This window comes from Bradyrhizobium canariense (genome assembly GCF_900105125.1).
GTDB lineage: Bacteria > Pseudomonadota > Alphaproteobacteria > Rhizobiales > Xanthobacteraceae > Bradyrhizobium > Bradyrhizobium canariense_A.
This window is the reverse complement of the sequence record NZ_LT629750.1, coordinates 6,091,189-6,115,766: the sequence shown is the minus strand read 5'-3', so window position 1 is coordinate 6,115,766 and position 24,578 is coordinate 6,091,189. Positions and strand designations below refer to the sequence as shown.

Sequence of the window (24,578 nt, the reverse complement as noted above, 5' to 3'; positions counted from 1 at the left end):
ACTTTACTTCTTCAGGTATTTCTTCATTTCCGCGCGCAGGCCGTCGCGCAGATCGTCGCGGGCCATGCCGAAGGCGATGTTGGCGCGGAGAAAGCCGGCCTTGGAGCCGCAATCATGCCGCTCGCCCTCGAACTCGACGCCATAGAAGCTCTGGGTTTTTGCCAGCCCGATCATCGCATCGGTGAGCTGAATCTCGCCACCGGCGCCGCGCTCCTGCGTTTCCAGGATCTTGAATATTTCCGGCTGCAGGATGTAACGCCCGGTGATCGACAGGTTCGACGGCGCGGTGCCCTTTGGCGGCTTCTCCACCATGCCATTGACTTCGAACAGCTTGCGGTGCGCGTGGCGTTTGCCGACCCCGCAGATGCCGTATTGATGCGTGAGATGTTCGGGCACTTCCTCGACCGCGATCAGGTTGGATTTATCGCCGAGATTGGCCGCGGCCTCGATCATCTGCTTGAGACAGCCCGGCGTGTTCAGCACCAGTTCGTCCGGCAGCACGACGGCGAACGGCTCGTTGCCGACGATGTCGCGGGCGCACCACACGGCGTGGCCGAGCCCGTGCGGCGCCTGCTGCCGCGTGAAACTCATGGCGCCCGCCTCGGGCTGGTCGCGTGCCAGAATCTCCATCTCGGCCTTCTTGCCGCGCGCCACGAGCGTGGCGTCGAGCTCAAACATCCGGTCGAAATGATCCTCGATCACGCCCTTGTTGCGGCCGGTGACGAAGATGAAATGCTCGATGCCGGCCTCTTTGGCTTCATCGACCACATATTGGATCAGCGGTTTATCGACGATGGTCAGCATTTCCTTGGGCATCGCCTTGGTGGCGGGCAGAACGCGGGTGCCCAGGCCGGCGACCGGAAAGACAGCTTTGCGAATTTTCATGGGATATCGTGGTGCCCTAAAAAAGCATGCAGAGAAGGGGTTTAATGCAGCGTTGGTACCCGGTTTACGGCTGGGAACAAAGGCGGATATGTGGTTTCCTTTGCCGCAGCGTTAAAAGTGATGCCAACTTGGCGCCTATCCTGACAACAAAATCTCGCCTTTGTTAAGCTAGTGGAAACCGCGACAGGGCCTGCTGAAAGCGGGATGTCTACGGCGGTGCAGGTGGAACATGATGCGACGGACGGGAGCATTGGCGAACAAGCGAACGGTTGCGGTCATCCTTGCGGCAACATTGCTGCTCGGCGGCGAGGCGCGCGCGCAGTCGTCGAGCGGCGGCGGGCCGTTAAGCTTCTTCGGTAACATTTTCACCGGATCGTTTTCCAAGGACAATCCGTCAGCAGCGCAACCGGCGCCTGGCAATGGCGGAACTCAGGCCTGGAGCGGCGAGGACGGCGCGTCCGGCCATCCGCTGATGACCGCCAGCGCCATCCGCGAGGCTGCCGCGAATTTCGACAATTGCGTCGCCTCGATGTGGCCCGATGCCGCGCGCCGCAATATTTCGCAGGAAAGCTTCCAGCGCTTCACCGCAGGCCTGACGCCCGATCTGCACATCATGGATTTGATGGATTCGCAGCCGGAATTCAGCAAGTCGATCTGGGACTATCTCGACATTCTGGTGAACGACAATCGTCTCGCCAAGGGCCGCGAAATCCTCGTCAAATACAAACCGCAATTCGACGAGGTGGAAAAGGCCTACGGCGTCGACCGCTATGCGATCGCGGCGATCTGGGGCATCGAATCAAATTACTCGACCCAGATCGGCGACCGCAGCGTACTGCAATCCACCGCAACGCTCGCCTGCATCGGCCGCCGGCAGGCTTATTTCAAGGATGAATTCCTCTCGGCGCTGGAGATCCTGCACCACGGCGACCTGCGCCCGGAGCAGATGCACGGCTCCTGGGCCGGCGCGTTCGGCCCCACCCAGTTCATGCCGACCGCCTTCAAGCGCTACGCCGTCGATGCCGATGGCGACGGCCGCCGCGATGTGGTCGATGACCCGGCCGACCTGATCGCCTCCACCGCCAACAACCTCAAGAAAGACGGCTGGCAGGCCGGTGAAACCTGGGGCTATGAGGTCGTGGTGCCGCCGGGCTTCAATTACATGCTGGCGGACCGCGCCAAGGTGATGACGCTGGCGCAATGGGAGCATCTCGGCCTCAAGCACGCCGACGGCAAGCCCTTCCTGCACCCGGCCGAGAAGGCCTATCTGCTGGCGCCGGCAGGCGCCGAAGGCCCGGGCTTCCTGATGCTGCAGAACTTCCGGGTGATCATGAAATACAACCCGGCGGAAGCCTATGCGCTGGCGATCGGTCATTTTGCCGACCGTTTGCGCGGCGGCGCGCCGTTCGTGCAGCCGTGGCCACGGCAGGAACGGGAACTGTCACGCGCCGAGCGGCTGGAACTTCAGCAATTGCTGGTCGAGCGCGGCTTCTATCGCGGCACCCCGGACGGCCAGTTTGGTGGCGAGACCCGAAATGCCCTGCGCAGTTTCCAGGCCTCAATCGGGGCGCCAGCGGATGGATTTGCCTCCTCCGACGTGTTGGAACGGCTCAGGGGACACTGATTCCGGTTCCGGAAGGCCGCTCAGTAACCCTGAATACGACATTTGCGCAGTACCCTTGACGGCGGTAGCCTATGCCCGGTTTATGCTTGCAGAATATGCCCGCTTGCAGCCCGATTCCGCTATTATAGCGGCTGCCAGATCTTCATTTCCGATTGATGCGCATGGCCAATCCGAAGTCCTTTTTCCGGGTGTTTACCGAAAGCGGCCCGCTGATCGCGCTGGCCATTGCAACTGCGCTGTTGGTCGGCGTGGTCGGACCGGCGTCCGCACAATTTTTCAATTTCGGCGGGCCACAGCGGCCCCCACCGCCGCCGCGGGGTGGTGGCGGTTTCTTCGGCAATGGCGGCGGAGGCTGGTTCGGCGGCGATCTGTTCACGCCGTTCCAGCAGCAGGCTCCAAAGCGCGTCGTCCGCGAGGATTTTTCGAAGGCGCCGCCACCTGAGAAGCGCGACACCGTGCCGGAACGCAACATCCTGGTGCTCGGCGATGCCATGGCCGACTGGCTGGCCTATGGTCTCGAGGACGCTTACGCCGATCAACCTGATATCGGCGTGCTCCGCCGACACAAGACGGTTTCCGGTCTCATCAAATATCAGCCCAAGGGCGATCCGGCCGACTGGGCTGCGGCGGCCAGGGGCATTCTCGCGACCGAGAAGCCCGACGCCATCGTCGTCATGCTCGGACTGAGCGACCGCGTCGCGATGCGTGAGCCGGCCGCGGAGAAATCCGACGGCAAATCGCCCGATAAAAAGAACGACAAGAAAGACGCCCGGGCCAAACCCGCTGATGGCACCAAGCCGGATGGCGCCGCAAAGCCGGACGATAAAGCGGTCGACACCGAATTAGCTCCAGAGGACGCCGACAATGGCGATGCGCCGCCGGCGATCGCACCGGAGAAGAGCACGCGCTCGCCGAACGGGATCTATGAGTTTCGCGAGGAACGCTGGGTCGAGCTCTACACCAAGAAGATCGAGGAGATGATCGCGGTCCTGAAATCCAAGGGCGTGCCGGTGGTGTGGGTCGGCCTGCCTGCGATACGCGGCCCGAAGGGCACATCGGATATGCTGTTCCTGGATGCGCTCTATCGGGATGCCGCCGGCAAGGCCGGCATCACCTATGTCGATGTCTGGGACGGCTTCGTCGACGAGGCCGGCCGTTACCTGCAACAGGGCCCGGACTTCGAAGGCCAGATCCGGCGCTTACGCTCCTACGACGGCGTGTTTTTCACCCAGGCCGGCGCGCGCAAGCTTGCGCATTATGTCGAACGCGAGGTCACGCGGCTGCTGGCGGCGCGTTCCGCGCCGATCACGCTGCCAACGGAGCCAGCGACACCCGATGCCAACGCGCAGCCCGGTCAACCGGCGCCGCGTCCGCTGGCGGGACCGATCCTGCCGCTGGTGGCCTCTTCGGTCGGTACCGACCAACTGCTCGGCGGTCCTGGCTCGCGGCCGGCCGCGGTCGATCCGCTCGCCGCGCGAACGCTGGTGAAGGGCGAGCCGCTGGCGCCACCTGCGGGCCGTGCCGACGATTTTATCTGGCCGCGGCGTGAAATCGGACGCGAACAGGCAAAGGGCGAAACGCCGGTTGCAGCCGTGACGCCTGATGGGACGGTGGCTGCCGCTCCGGCCGGTGCTCCCACCGCGCCGCCAAAGCCGAAGAAGGTTCATCCCGCCCAATCGGGTCAGAATTTCTTCGGGTTTGGGAATGCGCAGCGCCAGCCGCAACCGGCTCAGCCGCAAGGTCCGCGCCTGCTGCTGCGTCCTCCGGCCAACGTCGGCCGTGCGGCGTGGGCGCCGGACTTCTTTACGCGGTAGCGGCATCCTTCCGCGAACGCGTCATTCCAGCACGGAGCAGCCGCAGCCTCGATTCCCGGTCCACGCGAAGGCGCACGTCCCGGGATGACGGTGGATGTCTGTCAGCCGTAATAGCGCCATCGTGGCGGCGGCCGGCGTGGTGGCCGCGTCATCAACAGCGCCAGCGCAAAGCCGATACCGCCCGCGATCAGAAGCGCGCCAAGCGGATTGTCCTGCACTTTCCTGGCCACGGCTTGCGAACCGTCGCGCAACGTATCGCCGCTGTTTTCGTAAGCGTCCTTGGCGTAGCCTGAGGCCGCATCGCTGACGCTACGTGCAGCATCCTTGGCTTGGCCGTAAAGGTTCTGCACCGTGCCTGCGGCTTCGCGAGCACGCCCGGACGCCTGGGTTTGGGCGTCGCCGGTCGCTTCACCGAGAGCACCTTCAGCCTTGCCGGCAAAGTCCTTTGCCGAACCGGCAATTCGATCCTTGTCCATCGCGCTCACTCCTTGTTTCCTTGGGGGTAACCGACGGGCGTCGTTCCAGTTCCGTGAGCTACAAAATCAGCCCGCCGTCGACCACGATGGTCTGACCGAGGACATAGGACGCGAGCGGCGACGCCAGGAACAACGCTACGCCTGCCATGTCGGCCGGCGTTCCCAGCCGCTTCAACGGTATCCGCTCGATGGCGCCTTCGAGCCGCTTCGGATTCGCGGTCGTCACCTTTGTCATTTTGGTATCGACGAGACCGGGAGCGATGCCGTTGACGCGAATGCCATCTTCTGCCCAGGCCTGCCCCAGCGTACGGGTCAAGCCGACGGCGCCGGTCTTCGAGGCGTTGTAGGCCGGATTGCCCTTTGTCGAATGATACGCCGCCGTCGAACTGACGATGATCAGCGAGCCCTTCGCCGCGCACAGCGTCGGATGAAACCGGGTGGCGCAAGCCATCAGGCTGATCAGATTGACTTCCAGCACTTTTCTAAACCCGGCCATCTCGAATTCACCGCGCCGGTAAATCACTGCGCCCTGCGCCAGCACCAGCACATCGAGCCGCTCGAAGGGCGTGCTAAAATTCTCGATCGATTTGGGATCGTTGACGTCGAGCTGGAAGTAATCGAGGCCTTCGAGGTGCGATCCCTCTTCCGGCGAATAATCAGCCGCGCTTGCGCGCGTGCCGCAGACATGCACCTCGGCACCTTTGGCCCGAAACGCTTGCGCGATACCGTTGCCGATACCGCTGGAGCCGCCGACCACGAGAACCTGCTTGCCGCTGAAATCCAGTTCGTTCATCGCCCTGCGATCCCTTGTTGCTGCCTCGTTTGACCTCTCTCGCGGATCGGGGCAAGCCTTGTCAATCCAGCCCCCCATCTCCCGCGAGCCGTCGATGTCCCATTTCAAGCAGCTTAGCCGGCGGTGAAGCGATTGACCGTTCTCGATCCCGGTAGACGGCGGGCTAATGGCGCGAAATGCATGACCGGCTGCACCGGGGCGTGTTGACATCAGGTCACGCCGGAGTAGCTTTTTGCGACGTAAGAACGTCGGCAAAAAATATCGACAAAAACGCAAAAAAAGCACGACAAAGACATTTGGGAGGCATCCATGCCTGTCGCTATCCGCCGGCTTCATCGGCATTTCGTCGGCGAAGTCAGTGGCGTCGACCTTAGACAGCCGCTGACGCCGCAAGAGGCCGCCGATATCGAAGCCGGCATGGACAGATATGCCGTGCTGATTTTCCACGGCCAGGACATCACCGACGACCAGCAATTGATATTCGCGCGTAATTTCGGCGAGCGCGAGAACGCGCGCGGCGGCACCGTGACCAAGAAGGCGGATTACCGGCTCACCTCCGGCCTGAACGACGTCTCCAACCTCGGCAAGGACGGCAAGCCGCTGCCGCGCGACCACCGCACCCATTTGTTCAATCTCGGCAATTGCCTGTGGCATTCCGACAGTTCGTTCCGGCCGATCCCGGCCAAGTTCTCGCTATTGTCGGCGCGCGTGGTGAACCCCAAGGGCGGCAACACCGAATTCGCCGACATGCGCGCGGCCTATGACGCGCTTGATGACGAGACGAAGGCCGAGATTGAAGACATGATCTGCGAGCACTCGCTGATGTATTCGCGGGGTTCGCTGGGGTTCCTCGACTACACCGAGGAAGAGAAGCAGATGTTCAAGCCGGTGCTGCAGCGCCTGGTGCGCACGCATCCGGTGCATGGCCGCAAGTCGCTGTACCTGTCGTCGCATGCCGGCGGCATTGTCGGCATGACGGTGCCGGAAGCACGGGTGTTGCTGCACGATCTCAACGAACACGCCACGCAGCCGGAATTCGTCTACGTCCATAAATGGACGCTGCACGACCTCGTGATGTGGGACAACCGCCAGACCATGCACCGCGTCCGCCGCTACGACCAGTCGCAACCACGCGACATGCGCCGCGCCACGGTCGCCGGCACGGCGCCAACCGTTGAGCAGCAGGCGGCGGAATAGTTTGGCGCAACGACGATCATAGAAAATACCGTCATCGCCGGCGCAACGGCGATGCAGTAAGCGTGGACGTCGGTGAAAGCTGGCGGTTACTGGATGCCCGCTTTCGCGGGGTATGACAGTGGGATTTACGCATGTCCCGCTTCAGCGGACAGCATGCTTGGATCGACTCCGATCTTGCGCAGTGCGCGCTGGTATTTTTCCTCAACGTCGCCGCCGAAGATCAGATCCGGATCGGCATCACAATGCAGCCAGCCATTATGCTGGATTTCGTTTTCGAGCTGTCCCGCCGCCCAGCCGGCATAACCCAAAGCGAGGATCGCGTGTTTCGGCCCCGAGCCCTTGGCAATCGCCTTGAGGATATCGACGGTGGCGGTCAGGCAAATGCCGTCGTCGATCTCCAGCGTCGCATCCTCGATAAAGAAATCGCTCGAATGCAGCACGAAGCCGCGGCCGGTCTCGACCGGACCGCCTTTCAGCACTTTCATGGTCTCGGCGTTTTCCGGCAGCTTGATCTGGTCGGCCTTGTCGATGATGTCGAGCTGCACCAGCAATCCGGGAAAATCGATACTGCCCGCCGGGCGATTGACGATGATGCCCATCGCGCCCTCGGACGAGTGCGCGCAGAGATAAATCACCGAACGTTCAAAGCGCGGATCATCCATGACCGGCATGGCAATCAGCAACTGGCCGTCGAGATAGCCGCGCCCTACCGGAATATCGCCGCTGCCGGCGCTTTTTCGGCGAACAGTCCTCGGTTTTTTGCCTTGTGGGTCCATCCGAAAGGACTCTCTTGCTGATTCACATCCTGATATTGGGTGGCGGCTCTGTCAATCAAGCTTGAGCCGCCTTTAGTCATACATCACAAGCAATTCAATGGTTTGCCCTCTTTCTTGCCTGTAAAGACGTCGAATGATCACGATAGTTCCCATGCGTGCCGCGCTCGGCTTTGTTGCAACGCTATTTGCGTGTTCCCTGGCGATCGAGGCCCGCGCCGAGGATGCTTCGCCGTGGCTACGCGACGGGCATTCCGCGGTCCGATTGCTCGCGGGCTCACGCAGCGGCGCAGTGCTGCTCGGCGGCATCGCCTTTCAGCTCCAGCCGGGATGGAAAACCTACTGGCGGACCCCAGGTGATTCCGGCGTGCCTCCGCGCTTCGATTTCTCGAAGTCAGAGAACATCGAAGCCGTGACCATTCTGTGGCCGGCGCCCACGAAGTTTGATGATGGCGCAGGCGGCCACTCCCTCGGTTACCACGATCAGATCGTGCTGCCGCTGCGCATTGTGGCGAAAAATGCCGACAAGCCGGTGACGCTTCGCGCCGCGATCAATTATGCGGTCTGCGAGAAGCTCTGTATTCCCGTTGAGGCTGATACGGAGCTGGCTTTCAACAGTGTGGCGAGCACCGAGGACAGCGCGCTGTTCGCGGCCCTCGACACCGTGCCGAAGCCCGCCAATGTCGGCGATCCTAATCCGCTCACCATCCGCGACGTCAAGCGCGACGGGAAATCAACCGTGCTGGTTGACGTGGTCGCCCCGGCAGATGCCAAACAGGTCAATCTGTTTGTCGAAGGGCCGACACCGGATTGGGGACTGCCGGTTCCGAAATTGCTCGAGCAAAGCCCGCCCGGCGTCAAGCGCTTCAGCTTCGAGCTCGACGGCCTGCCTCCGGGCACAAACCCCGAAGGGGCAGCGCTCAAGCTGACACTGGTCGGCGGCGAGCACTCCTACGAGTTCAACATCAATCTGGAGTAGGGATTTACGTCGTCCCGGCGAACGCCGGGACCTACGTCGTGGCCGTCATATTCGGGTCACCAAGGCAGACACTTTCGTTACACGATCACGGCCTGTGGTTGCGGATCCGCTTTCGCGGGGACGACGCAAGTTACGCACCGCCCAACCGAATCTTAACGAATCGTTGCTAGGCCGGGCGAGCGCCGCAATTGCCCGGCGTCTCCTTGGATTTTGCTTCGTGGCCGTGATGGATGCGCAATCCGCAGCAACTTCTACCGGCGTGATCGCGCGGCTGCGTTCAATGTTGCGCGGCCTGCTTGGCGGCTCGAGCGAAGCGTCGGTGACCAAGCGCCTCGCCGGCACCATCTTCATCATCCGGGTCCTCAGCGCAGGCCTGGCCTATCTGTCGCAGATCCTGCTCGCGCGCTGGATGGGCGGTTCGGACTACGGCATCTACGTCTATGTCTGGACCTGGGTGTTGCTGCTCGGCAGCATGATGGACTTCGGCATCTCGGCATCGGCGCAAAAGATCATTCCGGAATACCGCACCCGCGGCGAACATGCCTTGCTGCGCGGCTTCCTCTCCGGCAGCCGCTGGATGACCTTCCTGGTATCGAGCGCGGTCTCGGTGCTGCTCGCCGGCATCGTGAAGGGACTGTCGCCGTGGATGGGCGCGGGCGAGATCGTTCCGCTCTACATCGGCTGCCTGACGCTGCCGGCCTTCGTGGTCGCCAATACCCAGGACGGCATCGCGCGCTCGCACGACTGGATGCGGCTCGGCTTGATGCCGCAATTCATCATCCGCCAGGCGCTGATCATCGGATTTACCGCGGGCGCGTTGGCGCTCGGCTTCCATCTCGGCGCGACCGTTGCGATGCTGGCCAGCGCAGCCGCAGTGTGGATCGCCATGATCGGGCAGATGATCGTGCTGAACCGCAGGCTCGCTGGCCATATCGAGCCCGGACATAAAGCCTACGATTTCCGCGGCTGGCTCGCCGTCTCGCTGCCGATCCTGCTGGTCGAGAGCTTCTATCTGCTGCTGTCCTACACCGACGTATTGGTGTTGCAGCAATTCCGTTCGTCGGAAGAGGTCGGCGTTTACTTTGCTGTCGTGAAGACGCTGGCGCTGGTGTCCTTTATTCACTACGCGATGTCGGCGACGACAGCGCACCGTTTCGCCGAGTATCACGCGCTTGGCGACAGAGCGCGGCTATCCGCCTACGTCGCTCATGCGATCAAATGGACGTTCTGGCCGTCGCTGGCGGCGACCATTGTGCTGCTGGCCCTGGGCAAGCCATTGTTGTGGTTGTTCGGATCGCAATTCGTCACCGGCTACGACATCATGTTCATCGCGGCCATCGGACTTGTGGTGCGCTCCGCGATCGGCCCGGTCGAGCGGCTGCTCAACATGCTCGGCCACCAGCATATCTGCGCGCTGGCTTATGCACTGGCCTTTGTCATGAACGTCGTGCTCTGCGTCGTTTTGGTGCCCCGCTTCGGCGGCCACGGCGCTGCCGCGGCAACCTCGATCTCGCTGACGTTCGAGACCGTGCTGCTGTTCTGGATCGTGCGGCAGCGGCTCGGGCTGCACGTGCTGGCGTTCGGGAAGCGCTGACCCCGCTTCACGACAGAGGGGTCAGCAGAAACGCCTACTCCGCGGTCCAGCCGCCGTCGATCGAGAGGTTGGCACCGGTGATTTGCGCCGCGTCGTCGCCACATAGGAACAAGGCCAGGGCAGCGACCTGCTCGGAGGTCACGAATTCCTTGGTCGGCTGCGCGTCCAGAAGCACGTCGCGGATGACCTGCTCCTTGGTCATGTTGCGAGCCTTCATGGTCTCCGGGATCTGGTGCTCGACCAGCGGCGTCCAGACATAGCCCGGGCTGATGCAGTTGCAGGTGATCTTGAAAGTCGCAACTTCCAGCGCCACCGTCTTGGTGAGGCCGGCGATGCCGTGCTTGGCCGACACATAGGCCGACTTGAACGGCGAGGCCACCAGCGAGTGCGCCGAAGCCGTGTTGATGATGCGGCCCCAGCCGCGCTTCTTCATGCCGGGCACGGCGGCGCGGATACCATAAAACGCCGACGACAAATTGATCGCGATGATCGCTTCCCACTTCTCGGGCGGAAAATCCTCGATCGGCGAGACGAACTGGATGCCGGCATTGTTGACTAGAATATCGACCGAACCGAAGGTCTTCTCGCCCAGCGCGACCATTTCGGCGATCTCGGCAGGCTTGGTCATGTCGGCGGGCGAATGCACGGCCTTGACCTTGAAGTCGGTCTCGATACCGGAGCGTTCCTTCTCGATGTCGGCGGGCACACCCATGCCGTTGAGAACGATATTGGCACCCGCAGCCGCGAAGGCGCGCGCATATGCCAATCCGATGCCGCTGGTCGAGCCGGTCACCACCGCAGTCTTGCCTGTCAACGTACCCATTATCGTCGCTCCTGTTTGCCATCAGGGGGGTTGGTACCATCCCCCGTCAGATCGTAAGTCACCATGGTTTCACCGGCTTGAGGCCGTTCTAGCCATTCTTCATGACGCATTGACAAATGAACGTCACGGACGCCCGCGTCCCAGTGCTCGACCATGCCAACATGGGAAAAATCATAATCCTTGGAGGATGATTCATAATTTTTGCTGCGGTAGATCAGGTGCACCACGGTGACGGTGTTTTCCTTGGCGGCCTCACGCAGGATCGCCACCGATGGATCATTCTTCAGATCCTCGGGCAATTTGCCGATCAGCTCGCGTACCGCCTTGCGGGCGTTGTGAACCTGCTTGTTCTTGTCGGTATTCATCCGCGTACGGCTGGAAAAACGGATATCCTTCTCACGCTCCGCCGCCTCCAGCAACGAGACCGGCAATGGCCCGCGCGCGCTGAACAGGTCGACTTGGAAGATCAGCAGGTCCTGTCTGGTTTCTTCATCGAGCACGTAGTCGAGCGGTGTGTTGGAAGCGATGCCGCCGTCCCAATAATGCTCGCCTTCGATTTCGATGGAAGGAAATCCCGGCGGCAGCGCGCCGGACGCCATGATGTGCTCCGGGCCGATTTTCTTGCCGAGCTTTTTGAACTCGATATTGTCGAAATATCTGAAGTTACCGGTCGTCACACTCACCGCGCCGACACTGAGCCGGGTCTTGAGATCGTTGATCCGGTCAAAATCGACCAGATGCTCCAGCGTTTTGCGAAGCGGTGACGTATCGTAATAGCTCAGGGATTGCGAGCTGCCCGGCGGCCAAAGCGGCGCCGGCGGAACTCGCGGGGTAAAGAAGCCGGGGACGCCGAAGGTCGCAATCAAGGCGGCGCTGGTCTCGTTGAAAACGGTGCGCCCGCGATCGGTTTTTATGATCGGATTCCACGGCACTGGCGACGACACCAGTTGCCAGAATTCCTTCAACCGCGGCACGCGCTTTTCCGGCGGGTTGCCGGCGATGATCGCGGCGTTGATGGCGCCGATCGAGATGCCGGCAATCCAATCAGGCTCGAAATCGTGATGACACAGCGCCTGATAGGCGCCGGCCTGATAGGAACCGAGCGCACCACCGCCTTGCAGGACAAGCACGCGCCGCGCCTTGGCGGGTGTCGCGGCCGGAGCTGGGTCCGAAATATCCGTCATTACTTCCGATCAAATATCAAAGGACCACGCACCGTGGCTCCTGTTCTTGATGCCGTCAATCCACGACGAGCCCCATTGGGATCACGCCGAAGTCATCGCGCCTCGGTTGATGCAAGAATGAGCGTCCAGAACACCTTGTATTTGGTATTCGGAGCATAAGTCGCCGCAATGCCCATTTTTGTTACACCGTTTTTGAGCATATTTTCCCGGTGCGGCGGTGAGTCACGCCAGCCCGAGAAGGCTTCGGCCATGGTATGATAGCCGGCTGACACATTTTCGACCGCTAGCGTCGCCGGATATCCGGCCTCGCTCAGGCGCTTGGGTAACGGCGCCCGGACATCGTGGTCAAGCTTGTTTTTGTTCGCCATCGCCTGTGACTGCGATTCCGCAAGCCTTGTGAGTTCGGGGTCGATCACCACGCTGCCTAAGCCATTATTCTGTCGATATTGCGAAATCATCGAAGCTGCAACCTGCACATCAAGCCTCGCGCCCGGATCGGCCATGTTGACATACATGGCTGGCTGTTCGGTGGTGGTGTTTTCAGCTGCGCAGCCGCCCAGCAATAATGTTACGAGAATCGCCGCCGCCGCGCGCATGAATCAGCCCCAAATTGAGGGGCCGTTGTTGCATACCAACCGTGGCTGAATGGTGAACGCGAGAACGCCGATCGGGCCGTTTCGGGCTAATCTTGCGCGGCGAAAATCCGGTAACGCCGCGGTTGCAACCCAACGAGATCACCGGGTTGAAGCTGCCGGTCCCGGGGCGCATCGATCTCGATGACGGTTTTGCCCTCGCCGCCGCATAGCGCGACTTCAGCCCGCTGGATCGGACCGAACGTCCGGACATGGCGAACCGCGCCCTCAAGCGAGCCGCTGCCGGCCGGACCGACCTGCATGTCATGGCGGCGGATAAACAGTTTCGAGGCCCCGCAAGCAACGCCGTCCGCAGCGATGTTCAACGCCCGATCGCCCAGCCGCACGCAACCCCGACTGACCTGCACCGGCAGCACGATCGATTCACCGATGAAGCCATGCACGAATGCCGTCGCCGGATCATCATAGACCTCGCTCGGCGTGCCGATCTGTTCGATGCGGCCCTTGTCCATCACCACCACGCGGTTGGCGACTTCGAGCGCTTCTTCCTGGTCGTGGGTGACGAAGATCGAGGTGACGTTGATTTCGGAATGCAGCGAACGCAGCCACTGCCGCAGTTCCTTGCGCACCTTGGCGTCCAGAGCGCCGAAGGGCTCATCGAGCAGCAGGATACGCGGCTCGATCGCAAGCGCGCGAGCCAGCGCGATACGCTGGCGCTGGCCGCCGGAGAGCTGGTTCGGGTAGCGATCGGACAGCCAGTCGAGTTGCACCAGATCCAGCAACTCCTTCACGCGCGCGCGAATGCTCGCCTCATCCTTGCGAACGGCGCGCGGCTGCACCCGCAGGCCGAACGCGACATTTTCGAACACCGTCATGTGGCGAAACAGCGCGTAATGCTGGAACACGAAGCCGACATGGCGCTCGCCGGCACCGCGGCTGAGCGCATCCTGGCCGTCGAACGAAACCTCACCGGCATCAGGCCAGTCGAGGCCTGCGATGATCCGCAGCAACGTGGTTTTGCCGGAGCCTGACGGCCCCAGCAGCGCCAGCAATTCGCCGTTGGCGACTTTGAGGTCGACATTGTCGAGCGCGGCAAACGCGCCGAATTTCTTCACGATATTCTTGAGTTCAATCGTCACGCAGCAACTGCCCTTCATCCAGACGCCGCTCAAGAACGGTCTTCGCCACCAGCGTGATCAGCGCCAGCATGGCCAGCAGGGAGGCGATCGCGAACGATGATACGAACTGGTACTCGTTGTAGAGAATCTCGACCAGGAGCGGCATGGTGTTGGTCTCGCCGCGGATGTGGCCGGAGACAACCGACACCGCGCCGAATTCACCCATCGCGCGCGCATTACACAGCAGCACGCCATAGAGCAGGCCCCATTTGATATTGGGCAAAGTGACGCGGAAGAAGGTTTGCAGGCCCGATGCACCGAGCGAAGTCGCGGCTTCCTCCTCCTGCGTCCCCTGCTCCTGCATCAACGGAATCAGCGCCCGCGCCACGAACGGAAACGTCACGAAAATCGTGGCGAGCGCGATGCCGGGCACCGCGAACAGCACATGGATGTCATGAGCCTGCAGCCACGGCCCCCAATAACCCTGCGCGCCGAACAGCAGCACGAACACAAGACCCGAGATCACCGGGCTCACCGAAAACGGCAGATCGATCAGCGTGATCAGGAAGGTCTTTCCGGAAAAGTCGAACTTGGCGATGGCCCAGGCCGCGATCACGCCGAACACCAGGTTGGAGCCGACGGAAATCGCAGCCACCAGCAGCGTCAACCGGATCGCCGACAACGCTTCCGGATCGGACAGTGCGGCAGCATAGGCACCGATGCCTTTTGAAAAGGCCTGGGCAAACACGACAACCAAAGGCAGCACGACAAAGATGGTGAGGAAGACCACCGCGATCGCGATGATGACCAGGCGGATCGGTCCCGGCTCGGTGCGCAGATCGCCGCGCGGTGGGCTGAACGAGGTTTGTTGCGCGTTCACAAGCATCGCAAGCGTCCCAAAGGCGCAAGTGCGCCCCCTCCCCCTAAGGGAGAGGTGAACCGAATTCCTTGCCGCGCCTGCTCCGAATTCATCGATCAAGCTCTAATGCGCGGGAATTCGGGTTTGCGCCCAGCGCTGCAACCGATTGATTGCGAAGATGATCAGGAATGACGCCCCCAGCATGACGACGGCGATGGCGGCTGCATCCGCGGAGCGAAATTCCGAGAGCCGGATCACGATCAGCAGCGGCGCGATTTCTGACACGTTCGGCAGATTGCCGGCAATGAAAATGACCGAACCGTATTCGCCGACGGCGCGCGCGAACGCCAGCGCGAACCCCGTGAGCAGCGCCGGGATCAGACTCGGCAGAATCACCCTGAACACCGTGTGCCACCGATTGGCGCCAAGACTGGCGGCGGCTTCCTCGATCTCGGGATCAAGGTCGATCAGCACCGGCTGCACCGTCCGCACCACGAAGGGAATGCCGATGAAGATCATCGCGATGAAAATGCCGATCGGCGTGAACGCGACCTTGATGCCAAGCTCGGCAAGGGGCGCGCCGAGCCAGCCCTTTTGCGCGAACAACGTACTCAGTGCGACACCCGCGACCGCGGTCGGCAACGCAAACGGAATATCGACAATGGCGTCGAACAGACGCCGGCCCGGAAAGCGGTATCGCACCAGCGCCCAGACGATTACCGTTCCCATTACCAGATTGACGATCGCGGCGGCAAAAGAAAGCCCGAACGAAATCTTCAGTGCATTGAGCGTACGGCGGCTGGTGACAATGCCCCAGAATTGATCGAAGCTCAGCTCAAGCGTCTTGAGAAAGAGACCCGCGAGCGGGATCAGGATGATGACGGAGAGCCATGTCAGCGTCAGCCCCATGGTGAGACCAAACCCTGGCAACGTGCTGCGCCGTCCTGCCGCTATGCTCACGAAGTCCCCTGCTCTCGCGACTTACGGATCAATTTTTGTAGATCTGGTCGAAGATGCCGCCTTCGCTGAAATGTTCCTGCTGCGCCTTGGCCCAGCCGCCGAACACGTCGTCGATCGTAAACAACTCCACCTTGGCGAATGATGTCTCGTATTTCTTGGCAATTTCGGGATCACGCGGCCGGTAGGAGTTCCGCGCGGCAATTTCCTGGCCTTCCTTGCTGTACCAGTATTTCAGGTAGGCCTCGGCGACCGCGCGGGTGCCCTTCTTGTCGGCAACCGTATCGACAACTGCGACCGGAGGCTCGGCGAGGATGGACAGCGGCGGCGAGACGATCTCGAACTTGTCCTTGCCGAATTCACGCTGCGCGAGGAACGCCTCGTTCTCCCACGCCAGCAGCACGTCACCGACGCCGCGCTCCACGAAAGTGACGGTCGAGCCGCGTGCGCCGGTGTCCAGCACCGGCACGTTCTTATAGATGTCGCCCACAAATTGCTTCGCCTTGTCGGCCGAGCCGAATTTTTTCAAGGCGTAACCCCAGGCGGCCAGATAATTCCAGCGCGCGCCGCCGGAGGTTTTCGGATTTGGCGTAATGACGCTGACGCCGGGTTTGACCAGGTCGTCCCAATCCTTGATGCCTTTGGGATTGCCCTTGCGCACCAGGAACACGATGGTCGAGGTGTAGGGCGAAGCGTTCTGCGGCAGACGCTTCTGCCAATCGGTTGAAATCAAGCCCTTGGCCGCAATGGCGTCGATATCGTAGGCGAGCGCCAGCGTCACCACGTCGGCCTGCAAACCGTCGATCACTGCGCGCGCCTGCGAGCCGGAGCCGCCGTGTGACTGCTTGATCTCGACGCTCTTGCCGGTGTCCTTTTGATAGGCCGCCGCAAACGCCTTGTTGAAATCAACATAGAGTTCGCGGGTCGGATCATAGGAAACGTTGAGCAGCGTTACATCTGCGGCGAATGCTGAACCAGCCCACAGCAATCCCGCGACAGCAAACAGAATACGACGCACCATCTTGGTCTCCGTTCGGCCTGATGACAGCCTTGTCATCGAGCACACTCGGTGAAACTCGTGGCGAAGCGGCTTTAAGTCAACGAAACCGCATTCCGTTGTTTGTGGTGCAGCAGTGACATTGTTCCAAGAAGTCTTTGTTTCCAGAAAATCCCGTTCTAGGAAACCTTGGCGACGTGGATGCCGCATTCCGTCTTGGCGCGGCCGCGCCAGCGACCTGCGCGCGCATCTTCATCCGGAGCGGCACGGCTGGTGCAAGGCACGCAACCGACCGACAAATAACCCAGGGCCGCGAGCGGGTGCGGCGGCAATCCGGCAAGCGCATAGATCGCCGCGATCTCCTCGCGCGAGACGTTTGCGAACGGGTTGAATTTCAGCCTGGAACCGTCGTCTTCGACCACCGGGATCGCGGCGCGGACGCCGCCCTGAAAGCGCTTGCGGCCGTTGATCCATGCGCCGAACGGCGCCAAGGCCCGCGCCAGCGGCTCGACCTTGCGGATACGGCAGCAGGCATCGGGATCGGAGAACCACAATTCGCGGTTCGCATCCTCACGCGACAACGTCTCCTCGAGCGGCTTGATCGAGCGGACGTCACGCAGGCCTAGCCGCGCGGTCAACGTATCGCGATAGGCCAGCGTCTCCTCGAACAACTGTCCGGTATCGAGAAAGATCACGGGGATCGCCGGATCGACGTCGGCCATCACCTTGAGCAGCGCGGCCGACTCGGTGCCGAACGAAGAGACCAGCGCAAGACGCTCACGGCCGACCGCCTGCAGGGCCGCGGCGATCACTTCTGCCGGCGAGGCGTCACGAAGCGCGTGGTCGAACTGTTCGGCCGGCGGCAAATCCGACGAACGTGCCGTCTGTTTCGGCGACAGCGGATCGGCAAGTGTGCTCACTGGCTGGCGCTCTCCGAATGACGCAACTGCATCCGCCGATTGAGGGCCGTGACGCGGCCATCGCCGGTTGGCTGGTAGAACACCGAGTAACGCTTGGCGGTGGCGGCGAACGCTTCCGCGTCGCTTTCCTTCTTCACCTCGAACGCATCGAAGCCGGCCCGGAGCATGAACACGAACTGGTCACGCAGCACCTGGCCGGTGGCGCGCAACTCGCCGCGATAGCCGTGGCGTTCCCGCAGAAGCCGCGCCTGGCTGTAGGCGCGGCCATCGCGGAAGGTCGGAAACACCAGCGCAACAGTACCGAGCCGGTCGAGCCAAGGCACGAGGTCATCGATATCGCGATTATTCGGCCAGATCACGCCGGTTTTTCCGGCCCGGCGCAACAACGTCTCCGGATCTTCGAGAAACCGCGCCGCCGAAATCAGGATCGCACCGTCGCCCGGCAGCTCGGCACCGTCAGCCACGTGGACAAAGATGTCGTCGGCTATTTTTCCGTTCTTAACGAGTGGCATAGACGCGCTCCCTGAAAGGTTCGACGCCGAGGCGCTTGACCGTATCGACGAAAAGCTCGTCGGGCCGCGCACGCAGCGCCAGATAGGCCTCAACGATATCTTCGATCACGTCGGCGACTTCGCCGTAGCGCACCGCGGGGCCGATCAACGTGCCGACCTGGGCATGCTCGTCGGCGCGACCGCCGATCGTGATCTGATAGAATTCCTCGCCGTTCTTCTCGACGCCGAGGATGCCGATATGGCCGACGTGGTGATGGCCGCAGGCATTGATGCAGCCGGAGATGTTGATGTGCAGCCGCCCGATCAGGTTGGCGGTGTCGTGATTGGCGAAGCGCCGCGTCAACTCCTGCGCGATCGGAATCGAGCGCGCATTCGCCAGCGAGCAATAATCCAGTCCCGGGCAGGCGATGATATCGGAGACCAGATTGATGTTCGGGGTCGCGACGCCGATCTTGTCGAGCGCGCGCCACAGCACCGGCAAGTCGCGCCTGGCGACATGCGGCAGCGCGAGGTTTTGTTCGTGACCGACGCGAATTTCACCGAAGGAATATTTCTCGGCGAGGTCGGCGATCGCATCCATCTGGTCGGCCGTGGCATCACCGGGCGGTCCGCCCACCGGTTTGAGCGACAGCGTCACGATCGCATAGCCCGGCATCTTGTGCGGAAACACCGAGTTCTTCCGCCATGCCTCGAATTTCGGGTCATGCGCCGCCTTCTTCAGCTCATCGGGCATATGCGGCAGGTTTTCGTAAATCGGATAGCTAAAGCGCGAACGGACTTCCTCGACGACGGCCTCATCCAGCGTCAGCGCACTGTCGCGGATCTGCAGCCATTCCTCCTCGACTTCCTTGGCGAATTTTTCGATGCCAAGCTCGTGCACCAGGATCTTGATGCGGGCCTTGTAGATGTTGTCGCGGCGGCCGTACTGATTGTAGACGCGCAGGATCGCCTCGACATAGCTCAGGAGGTCGCGGCCCGCCACGTAGGGTTTGATGGTCTTGCCGATGAACGGCGTGCGGCCAAGCCCGCCACCGACCAGCACCTCGAACCCGGTCTCGCCTTCGGCGTTCTTGAGCAGGCGCAGGCCGATGTCATGCACCTTGATCGCCGCGCGATCGTGTTCGGATGCGGTAATCGCAAACTTGAACTTGCGCGGCAAAAAGGAAAATTCCGGATGCAGCGTCGTATATTGCCGCAACAGCTCCGACCAGATGCGGGGGTCCTCAATTTCGCCGGGCGCCACGCCGGCCCATTGGTCGGAGGTGACGTTGCGCGTGTTATTGCCCGACGTCTGCATCGCGTGAATGCCGACCTCGGCGAGATCGGCCAGCGCGTCCGGCAATTCGGCGAGCTTGATCCAGTTGAACTGGATGTTCTGCCGCGTGGTGAAATGGCCATAGCCGCGGTCGTAGCGGCGCGCGACATGCGCCAGCCGCCGCAACTGCGTCGACGACAGCGTTCCGTAGGGAATCGCCACGCGGAACATATAGGCATGCAGTTGCAGATAGACGCCGTTCTGCAGCCGAAGCATCTTGAATTCGTCCTCGGTCAGCTCACCGGACAGCCGGCGTCTCACCTGGTCGCGAAATTCTGAAACACGCTCGTTGATCAGCGTGCGGTCGAGTTCGTCATATGCATACATGGCAAGCTGGCCTTATGCCGGAACCGGAAGGTCGATGGTGACGCCTTCAGACCGGATGTGTTCACGCAGGTTACCGGGCTTGATCGCGCCGGTGCTCTTGATTTCAACCGGCGCGATATAGGCGCCGATGGCGCCGACGTCATCGGCGACGGATTCAGCAAGCAGCTCACGCGCCTCGTCGGAGGTACGAACAACAGCGGCATCCGCCAGATCCGGCGACCAGCCGTGCTCGGCGGTGCGATAGATCACGGCGCCATCCCAGGCGCGGTTGGCGGTCACCATCGAGGGACCCGTTAGTTTGATTTTTTTCTGTTCCAGGGGAGAGGTCATTCGGCAGCTTCCAGTAGTTTTGAGATCATCTGATTAAGGTTCTGATGGCGCCATGGCGCGGAGTGCGCGACCACGTCGCCAATCACGAGAATCGCGGGACCGCCGTCGATACGCCCGACAAGATCGGGCAGTTCATTCAGCGTTCCGACCGCGGCCTGCGCATCGGGCCACGTTACGCGCGCGAACACGCCGGCCGGCGTTTGCGGCGAGCGGCCCGCGGCGAGAAGCCCGGCGCGAACCGATACTGCGGCGGTCATTCCCATATAGACGACCACCGTCATCTTTTCGTCGGTCAGCGTCGACCAGTCAACGGTTTCTGCGTCGCTCGCCTTGTGCGCAGTGAGGAAGGTGATGCGCAGCGCCTCGTGGCGGAAGGTCAGTGGCACTTCGAATTGCGCCGCAGCGCCAAGGCCCGCGGTAATTCCCGGCACGATCGAGTAAGCGATGCCGGCCTCGCGCAGTGCTTCGACTTCCTCGCCGCCGCGGCCAAACACGAAAGCATCGCCGCCCTTGAGGCGCACCACGCGCTGGCCTGACTTCGCCGCCGCGATCAGCAATTTGTTGATCGCATCCTGGCCGATGCCGGGCTTTCCGACCCGGCGGCCGACGGGAACACGCGACGCATCGCGCCGCGCGCGATCGAGAATTTCCGGCGAGACCAGTTCATCGTAAAACACCACATCGGCATCCTGCAGCGCGCGCAGCGCCTTGATCGTCAGCAAATCCGGATCGCCCGGACCCGCGCCAACCAGCGTCACCCTGCCCTCGGCTTCGCCCGATGCGGTCGCGCCGGCGAAAGCACTGGGGTCGGCAATAGATACTAGCGCCTGTTCGGCCTCATTGCTTCGTCCGGCGAGAACCAGCGCGCCGATCGGGCCATCGACCACGCGCTCCCAAAAGCGGCGCCGCAGTTGCATCTCCGGAATGCGGCCGTGCATCGATTTACGCCGGCGGCCGATAAAGCTTGCGAGATCACCGATCCGCGCCGGCAACATCGCTTCGATGCGCTCGCGCACGCGGCGCGCCACGACCGGCGAAGCACCGCCGGTTCCGACCGCAACGACCACGTCACCGCGATCGACGATGGCGGGAAAAATGAAAGTCGAATGCACGAGATCGTCCATGACATTGACGGGCAGACCGGCGGCCTTCGCCCGCACCGACATCGCAGGACCGATATCGCCGGCACCGGCGCACAGGACGGCGATCACTCCGCGGAGATCGGCGGTCAGAGGATCGCCTTCGGCGTGCTCGATGCGCGCGGCATCGGCCGCATCCAACCCGCTCACCTCATGATTGCCGTCGGTCGCAAACCATCTGATGCGCGCGCCGGCCGCTGCCAGCAGGCGTAACTTCGCCCGCACCAGATCGCCGGCTCCAACGACGAGTACGGGTCCGGCTTGCAGATCGAGAAACACCGGCAGGAATCGCATGCGCTACTCTCTTCCCCACTTCTGGGGTTGACTGGAATTATTTTCTATATATGTCTCATTCAATGCCCGCAAAGGGAAAATTATTTCTTCTCTATTGCAGCGCAACTATAGAATTTTCGCCTCCAGCGGCCAAGGGTCAGAGATGCATCTTCTCGACAACACTTCAGCGGGAGACCGGTTGCCTCCCACGGGCCTGAATGAAGCATCTTCGGTGCGACAAATTCTGGCCGAAGCGCGCGTGCCCGCCCCCTCCATGGACCATCTCGACGAGCTGGAGGCGCAGAGCATCTACATTTTGCGCGAAGCCTTCGCGCGGCTGAAGAAACTGGCGCTGCTGTGGTCGCTGGGCAAGGATTCCAATGTGATGATCTGGCTGGCACGGAAGGCCTTCTTCGGCCGCGTGCCGTTTCCTGCCCTGCATGTCGATACCGGCAAGAAATTTCCGGAAATGTACGCGTTTCGCGATTGCTTTGGCAAGGAATGGGGGCTCGACCTCAGGGTAGAACCCTGCCCGCCGATCGACGCCGTTGATCCGACCTTGCCGCCGGCCGCGCGATCGGCGGCACGCAAGACCGAAGGGCTGAAGCTCGCGCTCGCCAAATATGGATTCGACGGCCTGATCGCCGGCATTCGCCGCGACGAAGAGGCCACGCGCGCCAAGGAGCGCGTATTCTCGCCGCGCGGCACCGAAGGCGGATGGGACGTGCGCGACCAGCCGCCGGAATTCTGGGATCAATTCAACGCCTCGCCGCCGCCGGGCGCGCATCTGCGTATCCACCCGATCCTGCATTGGACCGAGGCCGATATCTGGGCCTATACCAAGCGCGAAAACATCCCGATCATTCCGCTTTATCTCGCCAAGGACGGCAAGCGGTACCGCTCGCTCGGCGATCAGGACATCACCAATCCCGTAGCGTCGACCGCGTCGAACATCGAGGAAATCCTGATCGAACTCAACGGCACCAAGGTGCCGGAACGCGCGGGCCGCGCGCTCGATCACGAAACCGAAGACGCTTTCGAACGATTGCGCGTTGCCGGTTATCTCTGACGGACATTGAGTTGAGTGATCAGATGAACATGATCGTCCCCGCAACGGTATCCGCAACACCCAACGGCACCACCCGGCCGCAGGTTCGCATCGTCATCGTCGGCCATGTCGATCACGGCAAGTCCACGTTGGTCGGACGCCTGCTGTTTGAGACCGGCAGCCTGCCCGAGGGCAAGCTCGAGATGCTCAAGGCCGTCAGCGCCCGGCGCGGCATGCCGTTCGAATGGTCGTTTCTGCTCGACGCGCTTCAGACCGAACGCGACCAGGGCATCACCATCGACACCACGCAAATTCGTTTTCGCACCCACTCCCGCGATGTGGTGCTGATCGATGCGCCCGGCCACGCCGAGTTCTTGCGCAACATGATCACCGGCGCCTCGCAGGCCGACGGCGCGGTTTTGATCATCGACGCGCTGGAAGGCGTGCGCGACCAGACCCGGCGCCATGGCTACCTGCTGCATCTGCTCGGCGTCAAACAGGTCGCCGTGGTCGTCAACAAGATGGATCGCGTCGATTTCAGCGCGGCGCGCTTCAAGGCGATCAGCGACGAGATTTCCGCGCACCTCACCGGCCTTGGCGTCACGCCGAAAGCGATCATTCCGATCTCGGCGCGCGACGGCGACGGCGTTGCCGCGCGCACGCCGAATATCCAATGGTATGATGGCCCCACCGTGGTCGAGGCGCTCGACGCGCTGGAGCCCGCGCGGCCGCTGGAACAGCTTGCGCTGCGCTTGCCGGTACAGGCGATCTACAAATTCGACGACCGCCGCATTGTCGCCGGCCGCATCGAGTCCGGCAGCCTCAGTGCCGGCGACGAAATCGTCATCATGCCCGCGGGCAAGATCGCCAAGATCCGCAGCGTCGAGAGCTGGCCTGTCACCCCGGTGAAAGGGAAACAGACCGCGGGACGATCGGTCGGCATTACGCTCGACCGCGAACTCTTCGTCGAGCGTGGCGACGTGATCGCTCACACCGGACACAGCCCGCGCGATACCAGGCGAATCCGCGCGCGCATCTTCTGGCTGCACGACAGGCCGCTGTCGACAGGCGACCAGGTCCTGGTCCGCCTCGGCACCAGGGAAAGCCGCGCGACCGTGGTCGCCATCGAGAAGGCGGTCGATCCCGGCGAACTCTCCAACGAGGAAACGAAATCGATCGCGCGCAATCATGTCGGCGAAATCGATATCTCGCTGGCGCAACCGATCGCCGCCGATCCCTATGGCGACAATCCGCGCACCGGACGCCTCGTGATCGAGGTCAATGGCCGGATTGCCGGCGGCGGCCTCGTGCTGTCGGTCGATGCCGGACAACGCGCCGTTCCCGTCGATATCGTGCCGGTGGAATCCGCACTGCGGCCCGACGAGCGCTCGGCGCGCTACCGGCATAACGGCGCCGTGGTCTGGCTCACGGGCCTGCCCGCTTCCGGCAAATCGACGCTGGCGCGCGCGCTCGAACGCCGGCTGTTCGGCAAGGGCGGCTCGCCGATCCTGCTCGACGGCGACACCTTGCGCGCCGGCCTCAACAGCGATCTCGGTTTCTCGCCGAAAGACCGCGCCGAGAACATTCGGCGGCTGGCTGAAGTCGCGGTTCATCTTGCCCGCAACGGGCATGTCGCCATCGTCGCCGCGGTATCGCCCTCGGCGGAGGACCGCGCGGCGGCGCGCCGTATCGCTGACACGGCGTTCCGCGAAGTCTATGTCGCGACGCCGGCGGAAGTGTGCGAGAGCCGCGATCCCAAGGGCCATTACGCCAAGGCGCGCGCAGGCTCGCTCCCCGCGTTCACCGGTATCGGCAATGATTACCAGCCGCCGGCGGCGAGCGAACTGACCATCGATACCTCGACGCGCTCGGTCGCCGAGGCCACCGACGCAATCGAGCAGATGCTGACGAAATCCGGCATTCTGTTCGACGAACCGGTGGATCTGGCCGCCAACATCTGAGCGCTTCCGTAAGCCCTTATGTTAGGCACTGAGGAGCCGCCAAGGGTCTTCTCATGGCCTTCGCTTTAGCGGTAAAAGGCTGTTATG

The 24,578-nt window shown here is 62.3% G+C and carries 23 protein-coding genes; 7 read left to right on the top strand and 16 right to left on the bottom strand.

Translation table 11 applies throughout. The features are described from left to right. Positions 1-3: 3 nt before the first annotated feature. Entirely contained in the window at positions 4-885 is an 882-nt protein-coding gene (galU, locus tag BLV09_RS28915; protein WP_146689825.1) for a UTP--glucose-1-phosphate uridylyltransferase GalU, read from the bottom strand. Positions 886-1,114: 229 nt separating this feature from the next. On the opposite strand from galU, the gene BLV09_RS28910 reads away from it, so the two are divergent. Beyond that, positions 1,115-2,509 (top strand): lytic murein transglycosylase, encoded by a 1,395-nt coding sequence (locus BLV09_RS28910; RefSeq protein ID WP_146689824.1) that lies wholly within the window; start codon positions 1,115-1,117, stop codon positions 2,507-2,509. Between the two features lie 161 nt (positions 2,510-2,670). Next, complete coding sequence (locus BLV09_RS28905; protein ID WP_146689823.1) at positions 2,671-4,323, top strand: SGNH/GDSL hydrolase family protein; 1,653 nt, start codon at positions 2,671-2,673, stop codon at positions 4,321-4,323. A gap of 101 nt (positions 4,324-4,424) precedes the next feature. On the opposite strand, the gene BLV09_RS28900 is transcribed toward BLV09_RS28905, so the two are convergent. After that, positions 4,425-4,799: a CsbD family protein gene (locus BLV09_RS28900; protein WP_146689822.1), complete on the bottom strand. Its 375-nt coding sequence runs from the start codon at positions 4,797-4,799 to the stop codon at positions 4,425-4,427. Between the two features lie 58 nt (positions 4,800-4,857). Further along, a complete protein-coding gene (locus BLV09_RS28895; protein WP_146689821.1) occupies positions 4,858-5,592 on the bottom strand; it encodes an SDR family NAD(P)-dependent oxidoreductase in 735 nt (244 codons plus the stop codon). 309 nt (positions 5,593-5,901) lie between these two features. On the opposite strand from BLV09_RS28895, the gene BLV09_RS28890 reads away from it, so the two are divergent. After that, on the top strand, positions 5,902-6,789 hold the full coding sequence (locus BLV09_RS28890; RefSeq protein ID WP_146689820.1) for a TauD/TfdA dioxygenase family protein: 888 nt from the start codon (positions 5,902-5,904) through the stop codon (positions 6,787-6,789). Between the two features lie 125 nt (positions 6,790-6,914). On the opposite strand, the gene BLV09_RS28885 is transcribed toward BLV09_RS28890, so the two are convergent. Continuing rightward, positions 6,915-7,565 (bottom strand): YqgE/AlgH family protein, encoded by a 651-nt coding sequence (locus tag BLV09_RS28885; RefSeq protein ID WP_146689819.1) that lies wholly within the window; start codon positions 7,563-7,565, stop codon positions 6,915-6,917. A 133-nt stretch (positions 7,566-7,698) separates the two neighbouring features. Here BLV09_RS28885 and BLV09_RS28880 point away from each other — a divergent pair, with 133 nt between their 5' ends. Then, the gene (locus BLV09_RS28880) at positions 7,699-8,541 is read left to right on the top strand and encodes a protein-disulfide reductase DsbD domain-containing protein (RefSeq protein ID WP_146689818.1); all 843 of its coding nucleotides are present in this window, start codon (positions 7,699-7,701) and stop codon (positions 8,539-8,541) included. Positions 8,542-8,758: 217 nt separating this feature from the next. Beyond that, the gene (locus BLV09_RS28875) at positions 8,759-10,135 is read left to right on the top strand and encodes a flippase (RefSeq protein WP_167558910.1); all 1,377 of its coding nucleotides are present in this window, start codon (positions 8,759-8,761) and stop codon (positions 10,133-10,135) included. 34 nt (positions 10,136-10,169) lie between these two features. Here BLV09_RS28875 and BLV09_RS28870 read toward each other — a convergent pair whose 3' ends face one another. The 12 genes from BLV09_RS28870 to cysG all read right to left on the bottom strand — a co-directional run bounded on the left by BLV09_RS28870 (position 10,170) and on the right by cysG (position 21,503). Beyond that, complete coding sequence (locus BLV09_RS28870; RefSeq protein WP_100385600.1) at positions 10,170-10,958, bottom strand: 3-hydroxybutyrate dehydrogenase; 789 nt, start codon at positions 10,956-10,958, stop codon at positions 10,170-10,172. After that, the gene (locus BLV09_RS28865) at positions 10,958-12,142 is read right to left on the bottom strand and encodes a DUF3734 domain-containing protein (RefSeq protein ID WP_146689817.1); all 1,185 of its coding nucleotides are present in this window, start codon (positions 12,140-12,142) and stop codon (positions 10,958-10,960) included. The genes BLV09_RS28870 and BLV09_RS28865 overlap by 1 nt, the downstream gene beginning before the upstream one ends. Positions 12,143-12,234: 92 nt before the next feature. Beyond that, entirely contained in the window at positions 12,235-12,738 is a 504-nt protein-coding gene (locus tag BLV09_RS28860) for a CAP domain-containing protein (RefSeq protein ID WP_146689816.1), read from the bottom strand. 86 nt (positions 12,739-12,824) lie between these two features. Continuing rightward, a complete protein-coding gene (locus tag BLV09_RS28855) occupies positions 12,825-13,874 on the bottom strand; it encodes a sulfate/molybdate ABC transporter ATP-binding protein (RefSeq protein ID WP_146691346.1) in 1,050 nt (349 codons plus the stop codon). Beyond that, positions 13,864-14,739, bottom strand: a complete 876-nt coding sequence (gene cysW, locus BLV09_RS28850; RefSeq protein WP_146689815.1) for a sulfate ABC transporter permease subunit CysW — start codon at positions 14,737-14,739, stop codon at positions 13,864-13,866. The genes BLV09_RS28855 and cysW overlap by 11 nt, the downstream gene beginning before the upstream one ends. Before the next feature lie 96 nt (positions 14,740-14,835). Beyond that, entirely contained in the window at positions 14,836-15,672 is an 837-nt protein-coding gene (gene cysT, locus BLV09_RS28845) for a sulfate ABC transporter permease subunit CysT (protein WP_146689814.1), read from the bottom strand. Positions 15,673-15,700: 28 nt separating this feature from the next. Beyond that, on the bottom strand, positions 15,701-16,690 hold the full coding sequence (locus BLV09_RS28840) for a sulfate ABC transporter substrate-binding protein (protein ID WP_146689813.1): 990 nt from the start codon (positions 16,688-16,690) through the stop codon (positions 15,701-15,703). Positions 16,691-16,845: 155 nt separating this feature from the next. Beyond that, positions 16,846-17,565 carry a phosphoadenylyl-sulfate reductase gene (locus BLV09_RS28835; protein WP_146691345.1) on the bottom strand — a complete coding sequence of 240 codons (720 nt, stop codon included), beginning with the start codon at positions 17,563-17,565 and terminating at the stop codon, positions 16,846-16,848. A gap of 17 nt (positions 17,566-17,582) precedes the next feature. Then, a complete protein-coding gene (locus tag BLV09_RS28830; protein WP_100385593.1) occupies positions 17,583-18,098 on the bottom strand; it encodes a DUF934 domain-containing protein in 516 nt (171 codons plus the stop codon). Beyond that, positions 18,085-19,740 (bottom strand): nitrite/sulfite reductase, encoded by a 1,656-nt coding sequence (locus tag BLV09_RS28825; protein WP_100385592.1) that lies wholly within the window; start codon positions 19,738-19,740, stop codon positions 18,085-18,087. The genes BLV09_RS28830 and BLV09_RS28825 overlap by 14 nt, the downstream gene beginning before the upstream one ends. 12 nt (positions 19,741-19,752) lie before the next feature. Next, entirely contained in the window at positions 19,753-20,070 is a 318-nt protein-coding gene (locus tag BLV09_RS28820; protein ID WP_146689812.1) for a DUF2849 domain-containing protein, read from the bottom strand. Then, positions 20,067-21,503 (bottom strand): siroheme synthase CysG, encoded by a 1,437-nt coding sequence (gene cysG, locus BLV09_RS28815; RefSeq protein WP_146689811.1) that lies wholly within the window; start codon positions 21,501-21,503, stop codon positions 20,067-20,069. Before cysG ends, BLV09_RS28820 begins: the two co-directional genes overlap by 4 nt. A gap of 253 nt (positions 21,504-21,756) precedes the next feature. On the opposite strand from cysG, the gene cysD reads away from it, so the two are divergent. Both cysD and cysC read left to right on the top strand, forming a co-directional pair. Further along, the gene (gene cysD, locus BLV09_RS28810) at positions 21,757-22,551 is read left to right on the top strand and encodes a sulfate adenylyltransferase subunit CysD (RefSeq protein ID WP_146691344.1); all 795 of its coding nucleotides are present in this window, start codon (positions 21,757-21,759) and stop codon (positions 22,549-22,551) included. A gap of 23 nt (positions 22,552-22,574) precedes the next feature. Continuing rightward, positions 22,575-24,491 (top strand): adenylyl-sulfate kinase, encoded by a 1,917-nt coding sequence (gene cysC, locus BLV09_RS28805; RefSeq protein ID WP_146689810.1) that lies wholly within the window; start codon positions 22,575-22,577, stop codon positions 24,489-24,491. Positions 24,492-24,578: the final 87 nt, after the last annotated feature.

Bases quoted from the DNA above. Each gene is read 5' to 3' on its own strand.
- BLV09_RS28895 (WP_146689821.1), bottom strand. From the start codon at position 5,592: ATGAACGAACTGGATTTCAGCGGCAAGCAGGTTCTCGTGGTCGGCGGC.
- cysC (WP_146689810.1), top strand. From the start codon at position 22,575: ATGAACATGATCGTCCCCGCAACGGTATCCGCAACACCCAACGGCACC.
- BLV09_RS28880 (WP_146689818.1), top strand. From the start codon at position 7,699: ATGATCACGATAGTTCCCATGCGTGCCGCGCTCGGCTTTGTTGCAACG.
- BLV09_RS28905 (WP_146689823.1), top strand. From the start codon at position 2,671: ATGGCCAATCCGAAGTCCTTTTTCCGGGTGTTTACCGAAAGCGGCCCG.
- BLV09_RS28865 (WP_146689817.1), bottom strand. From the start codon at position 12,142: ATGACGGATATTTCGGACCCAGCTCCGGCCGCGACACCCGCCAAGGCG.
- BLV09_RS28900 (WP_146689822.1), bottom strand. From the start codon at position 4,799: ATGGACAAGGATCGAATTGCCGGTTCGGCAAAGGACTTTGCCGGCAAG.
- BLV09_RS28870 (WP_100385600.1), bottom strand. From the start codon at position 10,958: ATGGGTACGTTGACAGGCAAGACTGCGGTGGTGACCGGCTCGACCAGC.
- BLV09_RS28860 (WP_146689816.1), bottom strand. From the start codon at position 12,738: ATGCGCGCGGCGGCGGCGATTCTCGTAACATTATTGCTGGGCGGCTGC.
- cysG (WP_146689811.1), bottom strand. From the start codon at position 21,503: ATGCGATTCCTGCCGGTGTTTCTCGATCTGCAAGCCGGACCCGTACTC.
- galU (WP_146689825.1), bottom strand. From the start codon at position 885: ATGAAAATTCGCAAAGCTGTCTTTCCGGTCGCCGGCCTGGGCACCCGC.
- cysD (WP_146691344.1), top strand. From the start codon at position 21,757: ATGGACCATCTCGACGAGCTGGAGGCGCAGAGCATCTACATTTTGCGC.
- BLV09_RS28840 (WP_146689813.1), bottom strand. From the start codon at position 16,690: ATGGTGCGTCGTATTCTGTTTGCTGTCGCGGGATTGCTGTGGGCTGGT.
- BLV09_RS28820 (WP_146689812.1), bottom strand. From the start codon at position 20,070: ATGACCTCTCCCCTGGAACAGAAAAAAATCAAACTAACGGGTCCCTCG.
- BLV09_RS28825 (WP_100385592.1), bottom strand. From the start codon at position 19,740: ATGTATGCATATGACGAACTCGACCGCACGCTGATCAACGAGCGTGTT.
- BLV09_RS28885 (WP_146689819.1), bottom strand. From the start codon at position 7,565: ATGGACCCACAAGGCAAAAAACCGAGGACTGTTCGCCGAAAAAGCGCC.
- BLV09_RS28910 (WP_146689824.1), top strand. From the start codon at position 1,115: ATGATGCGACGGACGGGAGCATTGGCGAACAAGCGAACGGTTGCGGTC.
- cysW (WP_146689815.1), bottom strand. From the start codon at position 14,739: ATGCTTGTGAACGCGCAACAAACCTCGTTCAGCCCACCGCGCGGCGAT.
- BLV09_RS28890 (WP_146689820.1), top strand. From the start codon at position 5,902: ATGCCTGTCGCTATCCGCCGGCTTCATCGGCATTTCGTCGGCGAAGTC.
- BLV09_RS28830 (WP_100385593.1), bottom strand. From the start codon at position 18,098: ATGCCACTCGTTAAGAACGGAAAAATAGCCGACGACATCTTTGTCCAC.